The following is a 12,629-nucleotide window of genomic DNA, read 5'->3' on the forward strand; positions in this document are numbered from 1 at the left end:
GAAGGCGCTCCATCTGTTCGTCAGTCAGCCAGAATAGATTGCTCATGATACACCTCTGAAACTCAGGGGCTTGAATCATGCAAACGAGACACAGCAACAAATTTAATGGGTCCAGAACCTAAGCTGCACTATCCAAAATCTAAGACCGCTCTCAGCCCAAAAACGGCTTCTTTCACCGCTGAAAGAGACACGTCGGTCTTTTCAGTGCCTGCTAGAACTTACCGTTGTTGTTCTTCCATTCATGGCGCGGTGGAATGGGCGTGCACGTGGTCCAGTGCTCGACGATCTTGCCATCGGCAAGTCGAAACAGGCTGAATAAGCCAGCATGTTGTCCATCCCGTTGGCCTTCAATCATGCAAAGGGCGAAGTTTCCCTCGGCAAGGATACGATGGAGTTTCTGATGGTCGATTCTAAGCTCACCATTTTGCTCTTCTTCTAGTGCAACGCGAAGGGAAGCAATGCCGTCAGCGATCCCTGGATCGTGTTGGATTAGGTCGGTCGCGAGATATGCAGCCATCGACTCAAAATTCCGTGCGATCAGAACGCGTTCGACAAAGTCCCGGACCAATTCCCGATTGCTTTCGGTCTTGTCGAGATCTGTAATTGCGGTATCCCCATCCAGCATTGTTCGGCCTGATGGATTCGGAGATTGGATCTCTTGAATATTGTCCCAATGTTCAACCGCCTTCCCATCTTCAAAGCGAAATACCTCAAACGCAACTTCCACGCCGTTGAAGTCATATTCATTGTGAGCAAAGGCGAAATCACCATCCTGGAAGACCCGAAAAAAGGTGACGCGTGGGTTTGTCTTGGCGAGACGCGCAAATAGTTCCGCCAGTCCGGGGCTTCCTTCGCCAGTACGTGGATTATGCTGAATATACTTGCTTTCGTTGACGACAGCGGCCGCCTCTGGATCGCCGGTTTCGATACCTTTGAGGAGCTTCATGAGTAACTGTTTTTGGGATGTCATAATGCGCGTTTCATTTGGTTCATTCGTCACCGGAAGTAGACCATGCTAACCAAGGCCGGAACAAGACAGGTTCTTCTGCCAAGTCCGTACCCCCAACGCACAGCCGCATGGTTGACTTTGTTGGCCCCAATTATACCAGTTGATTAATTAACTGATTGGTTTAATAATGAAGTCATGATTGGCGATGAACAACTCGATGCTGCCTTCTCCGCATTGGCTCACCCGACGAGGCGCGCGATCCTCGCACGTTTGGCACAAGGCTCAGCCACGGTGAATGAACTGGCAGAACCGTTTGATGCGACGTTGCCTGCGATTTCCAAACATATCCGGGTGCTCGAAGCCGCCGGCCTCGTCACACGTGGGAAGGAAGCCCAGTTCCGACCCTGTGCCTTGGAGACAAAACCTTTGGAGGCCGTTGCAAGCTGGACTGAACAATACCGCTTCATCTGGGAGGCTCGCTTCGACGCAATGGACAGAATTCTGAATGGAATGAAGGGAACGCCCGATGAATGAGGAATACAAATGGGTGAAGATCGAGCGCGAGTTTGATGCCCCGATTGAGGCTATATGGGATATGTGGACTGACCCGGCTCTGTTTCGTGCGTGGTACGGACCCCGCGGTATGTCCGTTCCGGTGGCAGAAATGGATGTGGTTGTTGGCGGCACGCGTAAGGTTTGTATGGAAATGACGTCAGCCGAACGACCCATGAAAATGTGGTTCACTGGCGTATATAAGGAAGTCACTTGCCCGCGCCGCCTCGTTTATACCGAGAGTATGTGTGACGAGGATGGCAACCTAATCGCACCTCAGGCGATGGGAATGCCGGATGATTTTCCTGACATCACCGAGATCATTGTTGAACTCTCGGAGGCGAACGGAAAAACGCTGATGACAATGGTCCATATCGGTGTCGAAGAGGGCACAGCTGGTGCCGGTGGTTGGAACCAGGCCTTTGACAAGCTTGGCGAGTATCTGGCTTCAATGAGCTCAGACTGACGGGCACCCCATGCGACAGCTTGCCGTTCTGACATTCTTGACGCTCGACGGAGTAATGCAATCCCCAAGCATGCCGGAAGAAGACCCATCCGGTGGATTTCGACATGGTGGCTGGGCCGCACCGTATTGGGGCGGCGTCATGGACCAGGTCGAGCACTACGCCATGTCTGATCCTTATGATATGGTTTTTGGCCGCAAGACCTATGACCTCTTTGCAGGCCATTGGCCAAACGCGCCGAAGTCCGCACTTTCCGACCGTATCAATAATGCTCGAAAATACGTTGTGACCTCACAACCTAGCATTTTGCACTGGCAGAACGCGCACCCGGTCAACGGTAGCGTCGCAGACGAAATATCGGCTTTAAAGGCACAGGATGGGCCTCTGTTGCAGGTGCATGGCAGTTCCCGCCTGATACAAGCCCTTCTTGCCCATAGGCTTATTGATGAGTTCCGCTTGTGGGTCTTTCCAGAGGTTGTAGGCGGCGGCAAGCGTCTTTTTGAGAACGGCAACCCACCAAGCCAACTGAAGCTGATCAGATTTGAGCACTGCGGAAATGGTGTAACGATGCAATTTTATCGTCCGAAAAGTGGTGCCTCACAGCCGGCACCGCAGCCGTGATTTTGGATACTCTGCCACAGCACTGTGCATTTAGCGCAATTGGCTGTTCTTTTCGTAACCGGGAATTCACGAACCTGCTGCATCGCGCTCAAGCTGCGCGGGAAGTCTGAGTTAGGCGTGAGTGGATTGCTCCACTGCTTTCAATCTCAAGCGGTCACTTGACAAGTATTCACTATTATTTAGGTTCAACTAAACTATTTAGGTATCTTCAAATCATGTCCTATACTGATGTTGCTTTCTCGGCCCTAGCTCACCCCGTCAGACGACAGATGTTGGATCGGCTTTTAAGTGGCCCAACCACAGTGAACCAGTTGGGATCGGATCATAAGCTCTCACCAGGTGCGATTTCTCAACATCTAAAAGTGCTTGAGCAGGCACACATGGTTCGCAGGACGTTAAAAGGTCGACAACATCACATCGAGTTGGACGAGAGGGGATTTCAACCTGCGTTATCATGGGCTGAAAAATACGCTGCCTTTTGGGGTGACAACCTTGAATCGTTGGGTGCGTTCCTGGCTCGCGAGAAGACTGATGAACAGTGAAGCTGTATCTGACGTCAATGAAGTGAGCGTTTCAGCCTGGTATGCTGTAGACGTTCATCAGGCATATTGTGCGTGGACCGAACCCTCGAAAATCGAACAATGGTTCGGCCCCAAAGGTTTTCGTGCGGAGGTGCTCGAAATGGATGTTAGGGTCGGCGGAAATTGGCGATTCAAGATGATCTCGCAATCTGGCGAAGCCTCGCATCACCGAGGTCGCTACAGATCAGTCGAACCTGACAAGCTCCTGTCCTTCACTTGGGAAAGTGAAGAGGAAAAAGACCTGACCGAAGGGCGCGAGACGCTTGTATGTGTCCGATTTACCCCTGAGCACGGTGGTGCTCGGGTGACTTTGGTGCACAAAAAAATACCTACACGCCAAGGCAAGCAAGCTCTCGAATTCGGATGGTCCAGTGGGTTTGAAAAACTAAAGCGGCAATTTAGGGGGCAAGATGACTGACACAATCAACGGAGGCTGTGCCTGCGGTGCGGTAAGGTTTGAATGTCGTGCAAAGATCGAGTTTTCGTTCAATTGCCATTGCCGGAAGTGTCAGCGGGCCACAGGCGGCGGCCATTCTTCTGCGTTTGCGATCCCTAAGGCTGAGTTCAAAGTCTCAGGTGTTATTAAAGAATTCGCTTCTCCGAGCGACAATGGAGCGATCACCAACGCGGGGTTTTGCCCGGAGTGCGGTTCACCATTAACCAGTCGAACCGAGAGATTTCCTGAACGCATCTACGTTCATGCAGCTACTTTAGACGACCCTTCCAAATTTAGTCCGGCATTCATTGTATATGGCGAAATGGCGCAGCCTTGGGACGAACCCCACGAACACCTGACGTGTGCGTAGCGCTATGCTGCACAACTCGCACATTATTTCGCTTGCCTTCAACCAAACACTGACGATTAGTGAACTGGGCAGGCTTGGCACTAGGGCTTGCTCCCGTCGCTCTCTTCAACGCGCAGCATCGACGGGTCGCAGCCTAAAGCGGAAATCAAACTGGCGTTTTTTTGCCAGCAGTTTTAAGAAAAAGTCAGCATCTGAATTCGGCCTCAAAGTTTTGGCAAGTATCGATCCAACAGGGCATCGACCAACCCTTCCTGAAGTTGGTAGCCAGTTGCTTTGTCCACGCGCAGAATGTCTTCAAGAATAATAAGTTGCTCCATGCCTGTCGTCATGGATAGTCGCTTCGCCAGGTTGTCAATTTCCTTCGGCTCCATCAATGGGCAAACTGGTGCAAGTGCTTCAGAAAAAGCCGCCACTCTTCTGGCGCCACGCATTTTGACCGTTCCATCCTCAAGTGATGCCTTGAGTGATTCAGCCAGAAACTGCCGGAAGTGCGCCTCATGAACCCGAGAAAAATCCAGATAATAGCGTGCGACGACATGTACACGGTTCCTGACGTCATCCAGTCCCTCGAGAAGCTCTGACGTTGGGGTGACATCAAGATCAAGCGTCGCATCCAAAGCCAAAACACTTGGGTCTGAAAAGTAACGATAGACCGTCGCACGGCTGGTTTTGGCGCGTTCAGCGACTTTTGCTAGCGTGACTTCCTTGCCCTCCGACATCAATTCTCGAGCAGCCGAAAGAAGTGCTTCTCGCGTTCGATTGATTTGATTTGTACGAGGCGCCAAGTTCAAACCTTTTGTGATACACTTGTCTCATAAGTAGATATATGTATCATAAGCGCAGTGTGTTTTAAGTAAAGGGAGTCGCAGTAATGACTGAACCTCGCCCGCGAATTTATCATCTTCTTGGGAACCTGCTGACCTTTCACGCCTTTCCCAGTGAGACAGGAGATCGTTGCACAATCGTCGAGATAAAGACGGCACCGGGTGCCGGTGCACCGCCCAATCATCATGCTGGCGAAGATGAGAGCTTCTATGTACTCGACGGTGAATTCGAGTTCTTTTTGAATGGCGAGACAGTCAACGCAAAAGCTGGTGACTTCGTCAAAATTCCGGACGGCGCAGTGCACGCCTTTACATGTACTGGGGAACGGCCTGGCCGGTTACTTTGCATAAACGCCCCTGGCGCTATGCATGACACATTCTTTACTGAAGCCGGTGAAGCAATGCCTGACGGCACGACCGATATTCCGGTGCCAGATGGACCGCCAGACATTCCGGCGATTATGGCCGTGGCAGGTCGAGTGGGAATGACGATCTTGGCGCCAGCGGAAGCTCCCAGCTAACGAACGCGCTTACATAACTCCGGCCTGCAAATAGGCTGTTTTGCATTCAAGATTCTGCCGTACACCCTACTGGCAATGCTGGCTGTCAGCCCGAACCGGACATTCAAACTCATTCTTCGCGTGGTGTATAAGCGGGCTTGCAGATTCGCGACTGGGAGGAGAGCAGTCATTCACCAGGTTCTTCACAAACCAAACGAAGGCCCGCATAAACTAGCCGGGCCTTTGCTGTTGCCTGATCATATGGAGAGCGAGATACTGTTCGTGCTTCCAATCCAAATTCCAAATAATGTCCAGAAACACCAAGTGGTGGAAATTCATGCCTAAGGACACAGAGTTCACCTTTGCAACCGCTGCCGCCAGCCATAGCAATGAACAGCGATTTGAACCGAATGAACATGTGCACGAATACTATCAGGCGTCGCTGCTGAGTGCTGTAATGCAAGGTGTTTACGACGGAACCGTCACTATTGGTGATTTGCTGAAACACGGGAACTTTGGCCTCGGTACGTTCGACGCGCTCGACGGCGAGATGATTGTAATTGACGGCGTAGCGTATCGACTGGATGGTGAAGGAAAAGCAACAATTGCAAGTGACACAGCCATGACCCCTTATGCTGCTGTCATCAATTTCGAACCCACAGTGTCGCTTTCGCTGGATGAGACAACAGACAAACACTCCTTTGAAGGTCGACTGGATGGGCTAGCAGAAGCGAAGAACCTATTTTATGCCGTTCGATTTACTGGGCGCATCAAACACATCAAGTATAGAAACGTCCTGCGTCAGGACAAACCCTATAGACCTCTGCTGGAAGTCGTGAAAACTCAGGCAGAATTTGAGCTGAATGACGTGGACGGTACAATTCTGGGGTTTCGGTGCCCGGACTATGCGGTGGGTATCGGTGTGCCGGGCTACCACCTTCACTTTATTTCGAGCGACTTGAGTAAAGGTGGGCATGTACTCGATTACACCCTTTCCAGTGGCCGATTGGAAATTGACCATACATCTTCTCTGCACCTCGAACTTCCGGAAAGCAGATCCTTTTCTGACGCTAATCTGACCGCAGGCGCTTCGGCAGACGGTATCCTGAAAGCAGAAAGCAACGATAGCTAGACACCTTTAAGTGCCCCGAATGAGCGCGCAATATTCCGGAGCAAAGAAAGCCGTAAGAGCTCTGACTTCGGGGAGACGGTAGAGGCAACTAGAAGTTGAGCTTCATTACTGAGCATTTATAATTCCGAAATACCTAACCAGGCTTTCATACGACTCCGATTTGTGGACTCTTTAGGCTTCTTCGAGCGCCTCAGCGATTTTGTTCGCGAGCATTTCTGGCTGATCAACGCTCGGCCAATGTGTGGCGTTTTCCAAGACGATCCGGCTTATCTTGTTTTCTTCTAACCAACGGACAGTGCCTTCGGGGCAATTGTCGGGGTTATAAAGGTAGGTGATATTTGCTGCACGTTGCAAGACTTCACCAGGTACGTGGTGTGTTGAAAACTTCCGGGCGTCGATGCCGAGCTGCCAAAGCGCTACAGGATCGGCCTTTGAGACTTCGTCGCGATATATTCTTATGATAGGTGCGGATTTCGCCATTTCATCCAGCCGCATTAGAAACGCTCCGCGAAATTCTGCCGGGTCACTGTAGTCAGCGGCTGTCCCGGAAAAATAGGCATCTGCGGCGGTAATATTTTCTTCCAACGAAACGATGGTGGTCAAAGGGCAGTCAGCCCGGCCGGCGGCCAAGGAAGCTATGATTGAAGCGACCGAATGGGCGACAATAATCTCTGCCTCATACTTTATTGCTTCATTTTTCACATATTTCGCCAGAGCTTCGAGAGTTGTTCTCCCAGCCAGGGGCTGAGCACCAAATCCTGGAAGATTGATGGGCAACAAACGATGGCTGATGGCAAGATGTGTCTCAGCCAATCCTTCAAACATGCTCCCATTGTCGCCGAATCCCGCAACGAACAAAATAATCGGCCGATTGTCGCGGAACCCTCTGAATTGGTTTGAGTTTTTGGCACACATGTCAGTCTCCTGAACTTGGTCGGACGCGCAACAAAATTACTCCGTTGTACAAGCTACTTTGTTTGAAGAAGGCTGTTTGCAGTTTATCGGAAGATTTGTGCAACTCCTGTAGGAAGGACGTCAGCCGCAGTATTTTCGGACCTCAGTTTCTCTAAGTCCCGTGGCGACAAGCATGCATCTGTTTCGGGCTTCGTAGTAATACCCGCGGGCATACCACATGACCGCTTCGGGCTCACTTCCATCTGAAACCATCCAGGCGCCACGCAAGTATTTCACGGCGTATGTCAGGTTGGTTTGCGCGTCCAAGAGGTCAGAAGCCTCTCCGCGAAACCCCATTTGGCGCGCTGTCGCCGGCAAAATCTGCATCAACCCGTAATAGGGACCGTTGCGGGCATAGGGACGATAGTCGCTTTCTCGCTGGATCACTCGGTGTACAAGGCTACGCGGCACTTCGTTTGCGTCTGCGGTTTCGTTGATCATCAGGCGCAGCTCGGGCGTCTCGCCGGGATAAAGTCGGGTTATTGGCTCTGCGGGTTCATTGCCGCAAGCGGCAAGAAATAGCGCAGCAAGAACGGCTGTATATCGCATCAAAATTCTCATCCCATTAACTATGAGAATTATCAGTGCTCAACCGCGGTTGATATTCAATATCCTTGGATATTGCTGAGCGGCTTTTGGCCCGAAGTGATTTGGCACCTAGTACCGACGGTGAACTCTTTTTTCAGTAACAACGTGCCTTTTTTTCTGGCGCTCGCGCAAAAAGACAAACAATCCTGACCCCAAAATCAGTGCGATGCCAATCGCAACGGGCAGGTTTGGGAGTTCTCCCCATATGACCCATCCCCAGAAAATAGCCATAGGAAGACCAACATATTCAAACGGCGCAACCGTAGCCGCATCCGCCATGCGGTAAGCTTGGCCGAGGCAATACCCGATGATTGCAGAATTGAATCCGAGCCCAATAAACAACAAACGGTCAGCCCCTTCGGGCCAAACCCAAGCACGCAGCAAGAAGATCAAGCTTTCATTTTCAAACGCGCTCGCAAAGCGCCCATCCCCCGCCACTGACCAGAACAACAGACTGACAACGATAAAGCACGCCTGAATGTACACAGCCATTGCTGAGGCTTTGGACTTTGCGCCAAGGAAACGCGTCATCACGTTGTTGAGTGCATAGGTAAACGCAGCAAGAACCGGAAGGGCATACATCAGCAGACCGACCTCACGCTCGCCACCGGCCTCCCATGGGCGGGTCATTATCACTACGCCAAAAAATCCCACAAGTACGGCACCAATCCGCATCGGCCCAACTTTTTCGCCAAGCAGTGGGATACTCAGCAAAGTGATCATCAAGGGCGCCACAAAGAAAACAGCAGTGGCTTCTGCCAGAGGCATAACCGCCAGGGCCGTAAAGAACGTCAGATTGGCAATGACAATCAGTAAGCCACGTAAAAGGTGAAGCCCCGGTTGGTCGGTTTTGAGGATGCGCCAACCACCCTCCATCTGCACCAGAGCAAAACTGAATCCGATCCCGATTAACGATCTTGAAAACACCATTTGGTGCAAGGGGTAACCGCCAGAAAGGAATTTGATCAGCATATCATTGATAGAAATCGCCAATATTCCGATTAGTACGAACGCAATACCAACTGTCGGGTTTTGTAGTTTGTGTTCCGCTGTCATGGAGTGCCCCTTCATCGGGCCACTACCATGGGCCAAGGAATAGATCACGTCGCTTTGCGACACGGTAAGTCAGTCAATTGTCCGCGGCGCGAATCCGGAACCGCTTCCATTCTCGCTCTAGAAACCTTTGTGCCGAAGGCAGTGGTTGGCAACTTCCCTTACCCCTCTGTTGTCTAGTCGCTTAGAGACAGGATCATCGTCGATATTGAGGTAAGCTCATAAGTGCAGCAATGGAGCCTCCGAATGCCGACAGGAAAACGACCGAATGTGATATTGATCTTGGCCGATGATCTGGGTTTTGCAGATTTGGGTGCCACTGGATCGGAAATACGCACTCCAAATATCGATGGCCTTGCGAGGGATGGTGTGCTGCTTACGGCAATGTATAACTGCGCCCGCTGTTGTCCTACGCGGGCGTCTATTTTGACAGGGTTGTACCCGCACAACGCCGGCGTGGGCCACATGGGGGCCAATCTGGGAACACCCGCATACCAGGGGTTTTTGCGCAATGACAGCGCCACCATTGCGGAGCACCTACGTGCAGGTGGCTATCGGACCTTGATGTCCGGCAAATGGCATGTCGCCGGAGATTTCATGGCGCGCGAAGTAGACAGTTGGCGAGTTGGAGATGTTGAGCATCCAACGCCGAGACAGCGCGGTTTTGATCGCTTCTATGGGATCGTTGATGGCGTCACCCACTTCTTCTCGCCGCATTACATGCTCGAAGATGACAGCCGTGTCATGACATTCCCCGATGACTTCTATTTCACGGATGCGATCACCGACAAGGCGATTGAAATGATCGAAGAAACGCCCGACGACCAGCCATTTTTTCTTTATCTCGCACATACTGCACCGCATTGGCCGTTGCATGCCAATCCCGAGGACATCGCTCGCTATGATGGGGTGTATTCAGGCGGCTGGGACGCAATCCGTACCGCACGACACGAAACCATGAACAGCATGAACCTGTTTCAGAAGAACTGGGAAATATCTCCGCGTGATGTTGCTGTTCACCCTTGGGAGGTTGAACAGAATACCGATTGGGAGGCACGAAAGATGGCCACCTATGCTGCGATGGTTGACCGGATGGATCAATCTATCGGCAGGCTCATCGCTTCGTTAAAGCGTTTGGGGCAGTTTGAAGACACCTTGATTTTGTTCCTGTCCGACAACGGCGGTTGCGCTGAATTCATGGCGGAAGACGGATGGGCAAAGTTCTTCCCAGATATGACAAATGACGGCCTACCCATTGAAATGGGAAATCGCCCCGACGTGATGCCGGGCGGTGCCCAGACATACCAGAGCTACGACAAGCCGTGGGCAAATGTCTCGAATGCGCCATTTCGGTTGTTCAAACACTACGTTCATGAAGGCGGGATTTCGACGCCGCTTATAGCGCATTGGCCCAAGGGGTTTGCCTCCGGGGCAAACGCGCACGCCGCCTGTCACGTCGTAGATATTTTACCTACTATTTTAGAAGCAACTGGATGCCAGTACCAAAGTGAGGTTGGTGGTCACGAAATTCAGCCCCTGCAAGGGCAGTCATTGATGGATTTGTTCCGCGGCAAGGATTGGGCGCGAGAAGAGCCTATCTTTTTCGAACATGAGGGGAATTCGGCGGTACGGCTGGGTCAGTTTAAACTTGTCAGGCAGTATGGGCAAGATTGGGAACTCTATGACATCGAAGCGGACCGCACAGAGTTGACTGATTTGAGAGGGAGTAACGTCGAATTAGAGGCAGACTTAGTTGGCCAATACAACGACTGGGCCAAACGGACAGGTGTTATGGATTGGGGTACTGCACTTCCGCGGTTGCTAGAGGCGTGGAAAATTGAAACAGCAGAAGGATAGTTGACTTCACGCAGGGTTCAGAACCGTCCATCTCTGAACTCCAAATAAATGACTGCCCTCAGCCCTAATCGGACATTCCAAACTGAACTTTGCAAATCCCGACAAGCGGACATAGCGCTAGTTCGCTGCGTTTGCTCGGTTGTCGGCAATTTCGCCAGTGGTTGGACTAGAATCGAGCTTTCAACGAGGCCTTCGAATTTTGCCGGTCATTCGCAAGCCATCACGAATGTTCAGTCCCATCATCGTGAGATTGGTTGCCCCAGCAATCAATTCAATCACCTGTACCGTGTAAAATGTGCTGTCGAATTCGCCAGCAGCGGCTTTGCCAGCCAGAAACCAAGCGGCAGGTACGAGGATCAACAAGCCGTTCAGCGCGATGACGGGCATTCGGTTTTTCTTAGCTTTCGTAAGCGCGTCCTTGCGTTTCCGACCCATTGCCATGCCCGCTCCGCCAGCAATCGCCATTGCCGGGATGAGGATGAACATGCCTTTTAGGATCAATGCCTTGACGGTCGCGACTGTTTCATGGCTCGCAAAGAGTTCGCTGGTGGCCGTTGACGTCCAGAAGAGGAGGATCATCACAAAGCCGATGCCGCCCGCGATGGCGTGAATCTTTGTTTTCATAGCGGTTCACTCAAATTGGCTTTTGGAAAGGATTACGTCAGGCCGTACAGCAACTCGGCACCGCAACCTTCTCGAACAGATGGGGGGCGGTCACAGCGCTTGAGGGATAGTGGCTGAGCTGCTGCTGAAACTCGGGGTTGGAAAACGCGACGCGAAAGTCCGCAACAGAGTCCCAAACCGCGTAGTTCAGGTACATGCTACCGTCACCAACGGCTTTGTGCAGTTGGGTGCTGATGTAACCCGGTTGCTTCTTCATCCATTGGGCATCGCACTTCCAAGCTTCTACCAAGGCGACTTGGTCAACGGGATCGACTGTGAAGAGATTGACGAGAACGACGGGGCCAGCGTCGATGTCCAATTGCCGTTCAATGGGAAACTCCGGGTCGAGGGGTTTGAAACTTACCATTTCGGTGCTCCTTGAAAGTGGATTCATTTTGGTGTCATGTTGTCATATTTAGGAAGCACCAAACACAATGACAATACGTTGTCAAATGAAATGAGGAATCGACATGCCGGATGCGCGAAGGACTGAAGAAGGAGAAGCCGTGACAGCCTTGATACTGGATGTGTTTCGGTTGAACGGTCGATTGCAGCTTGCCGGTGATCGCCTCGTATCAGAACTCGGTCTAACAAGTGCCCGATGGCAGATTCTTGGTGCCATCGCCTATTCTGATCGACCGGAATCCGTTGCCTGGCATGCACGGACGATGGGCGTTCACCGGCAGGGCGTACAACGGATCATCAATGAATTAAGCAAAGAAGGCATGGTGGAGTTTCAGCCGAACCCACACCACAAGCGGGCGCACTTGGTTGTCATGACCCAAAAGGGGCAGGAGTTGTACAAAGCTGCGATTGCGAAGCAAATCCCATGGGTGAATGAACTCTCGAAAGGTCTGTCGCCAGATGATATTGCATCAGCGCAAAATATTGTTGACCATCTCAAAACACGCCTTGAAGAAACCTCAACGCGACAAGATCAGAGCTCGACCCAAAGCTGACACTCGTAAAGAGTGCAGCATCGAACGTACTGGGTTCTGAAACAGACATTCGAAGTTCACAACAAGGAGCCAACGTCTGCCTTGCGAACAAAGTTACCGAAAAGCAGACCGAACTGAATGTCTGCT

17 protein-coding genes are annotated in these 12,629 nt (G+C 51.6%); 10 read left to right on the forward strand and 7 right to left on the reverse strand.

From position 1 onward, the window contains the following. Positions 1–211: 211 nt before the first annotated feature. Positions 212–1,000, reverse strand: a complete 789-nt coding sequence (locus tag ACR0EZ_RS21450; protein ID WP_480616757.1) for a nuclear transport factor 2 family protein — start codon at positions 998–1,000, stop codon at positions 212–214. A 144-nt stretch (positions 1,001–1,144) separates the two neighbouring features. On the opposite strand from ACR0EZ_RS21450, the gene ACR0EZ_RS21455 reads away from it, so the two are divergent. The 6 genes from ACR0EZ_RS21455 to ACR0EZ_RS21480 all read left to right on the forward strand — a co-directional run bounded on the left by ACR0EZ_RS21455 (position 1,145) and on the right by ACR0EZ_RS21480 (position 3,973). Next, positions 1,145–1,483: an ArsR/SmtB family transcription factor gene (locus ACR0EZ_RS21455; RefSeq protein WP_480616759.1), complete on the forward strand. Its 339-nt coding sequence runs from the start codon at positions 1,145–1,147 to the stop codon at positions 1,481–1,483. Continuing rightward, the gene (locus ACR0EZ_RS21460) at positions 1,476–1,967 is read left to right on the forward strand and encodes an SRPBCC family protein (RefSeq protein ID WP_480616761.1); all 492 of its coding nucleotides are present in this window, start codon (positions 1,476–1,478) and stop codon (positions 1,965–1,967) included. Before ACR0EZ_RS21455 ends, ACR0EZ_RS21460 begins: the two co-directional genes overlap by 8 nt. A gap of 10 nt (positions 1,968–1,977) precedes the next feature. After that, positions 1,978–2,586: a dihydrofolate reductase family protein gene (locus ACR0EZ_RS21465; protein WP_480616763.1), complete on the forward strand. Its 609-nt coding sequence runs from the start codon at positions 1,978–1,980 to the stop codon at positions 2,584–2,586. A 215-nt stretch (positions 2,587–2,801) separates the two neighbouring features. Next, entirely contained in the window at positions 2,802–3,128 is a 327-nt protein-coding gene (locus ACR0EZ_RS21470; RefSeq protein WP_480616764.1) for an ArsR/SmtB family transcription factor, read from the forward strand. Then, complete coding sequence (locus ACR0EZ_RS21475) at positions 3,118–3,585, forward strand: SRPBCC family protein (protein WP_480616766.1); 468 nt, start codon at positions 3,118–3,120, stop codon at positions 3,583–3,585. The genes ACR0EZ_RS21470 and ACR0EZ_RS21475 overlap by 11 nt, the downstream gene beginning before the upstream one ends. Then, positions 3,578–3,973: a GFA family protein gene (locus tag ACR0EZ_RS21480; protein ID WP_480616768.1), complete on the forward strand. Its 396-nt coding sequence runs from the start codon at positions 3,578–3,580 to the stop codon at positions 3,971–3,973. Before ACR0EZ_RS21475 ends, ACR0EZ_RS21480 begins: the two co-directional genes overlap by 8 nt. 203 nt (positions 3,974–4,176) lie before the next feature. Here ACR0EZ_RS21480 and ACR0EZ_RS21485 read toward each other — a convergent pair whose 3' ends face one another. Beyond that, positions 4,177–4,764 carry a TetR/AcrR family transcriptional regulator gene (locus tag ACR0EZ_RS21485; RefSeq protein WP_480616770.1) on the reverse strand — a complete coding sequence of 196 codons (588 nt, stop codon included), beginning with the start codon at positions 4,762–4,764 and terminating at the stop codon, positions 4,177–4,179. 80 nt (positions 4,765–4,844) lie between these two features. Between ACR0EZ_RS21485 and ACR0EZ_RS21490 the strand changes: the two genes are divergently transcribed. Beyond that, a complete protein-coding gene (locus ACR0EZ_RS21490; RefSeq protein WP_170515975.1) occupies positions 4,845–5,318 on the forward strand; it encodes a cupin domain-containing protein in 474 nt (157 codons plus the stop codon). Between the two features lie 316 nt (positions 5,319–5,634). Then, positions 5,635–6,429, forward strand: a complete 795-nt coding sequence (budA, locus tag ACR0EZ_RS21495; protein WP_480616772.1) for an acetolactate decarboxylase — start codon at positions 5,635–5,637, stop codon at positions 6,427–6,429. A gap of 171 nt (positions 6,430–6,600) precedes the next feature. On the opposite strand, the gene ACR0EZ_RS21500 is transcribed toward budA, so the two are convergent. The 3 genes from ACR0EZ_RS21500 to ACR0EZ_RS21510 all read right to left on the reverse strand — a co-directional run bounded on the left by ACR0EZ_RS21500 (position 6,601) and on the right by ACR0EZ_RS21510 (position 9,027). Further along, complete coding sequence (locus ACR0EZ_RS21500) at positions 6,601–7,344, reverse strand: alpha/beta fold hydrolase (RefSeq protein ID WP_480616774.1); 744 nt, start codon at positions 7,342–7,344, stop codon at positions 6,601–6,603. A 120-nt stretch (positions 7,345–7,464) separates the two neighbouring features. After that, positions 7,465–7,932: a transglycosylase SLT domain-containing protein gene (locus ACR0EZ_RS21505; RefSeq protein ID WP_480616775.1), complete on the reverse strand. Its 468-nt coding sequence runs from the start codon at positions 7,930–7,932 to the stop codon at positions 7,465–7,467. A gap of 108 nt (positions 7,933–8,040) precedes the next feature. After that, positions 8,041–9,027 carry a DMT family transporter gene (locus ACR0EZ_RS21510; protein ID WP_480616777.1) on the reverse strand — a complete coding sequence of 329 codons (987 nt, stop codon included), beginning with the start codon at positions 9,025–9,027 and terminating at the stop codon, positions 8,041–8,043. 243 nt (positions 9,028–9,270) lie between these two features. Here ACR0EZ_RS21510 and ACR0EZ_RS21515 point away from each other — a divergent pair, with 243 nt between their 5' ends. Then, the gene (locus tag ACR0EZ_RS21515) at positions 9,271–10,881 is read left to right on the forward strand and encodes an arylsulfatase (RefSeq protein ID WP_480616778.1); all 1,611 of its coding nucleotides are present in this window, start codon (positions 9,271–9,273) and stop codon (positions 10,879–10,881) included. A gap of 180 nt (positions 10,882–11,061) precedes the next feature. On the opposite strand, the gene ACR0EZ_RS21520 is transcribed toward ACR0EZ_RS21515, so the two are convergent. Further along, positions 11,062–11,505: a hypothetical protein gene (locus tag ACR0EZ_RS21520; protein WP_480616779.1), complete on the reverse strand. Its 444-nt coding sequence runs from the start codon at positions 11,503–11,505 to the stop codon at positions 11,062–11,064. A gap of 37 nt (positions 11,506–11,542) precedes the next feature. Continuing rightward, positions 11,543–11,911 (reverse strand): antibiotic biosynthesis monooxygenase family protein, encoded by a 369-nt coding sequence (locus ACR0EZ_RS21525; protein ID WP_480616781.1) that lies wholly within the window; start codon positions 11,909–11,911, stop codon positions 11,543–11,545. A gap of 103 nt (positions 11,912–12,014) precedes the next feature. Here ACR0EZ_RS21525 and ACR0EZ_RS21530 point away from each other — a divergent pair, with 103 nt between their 5' ends. Next, positions 12,015–12,503, forward strand: coding sequence for a MarR family winged helix-turn-helix transcriptional regulator (locus ACR0EZ_RS21530; RefSeq protein WP_480616783.1), 489 nt, complete (start codon positions 12,015–12,017; stop codon positions 12,501–12,503). Positions 12,504–12,629: the final 126 nt, after the last annotated feature.

This window comes from Ruegeria sp. AK4, from assembly GCF_056541025.1.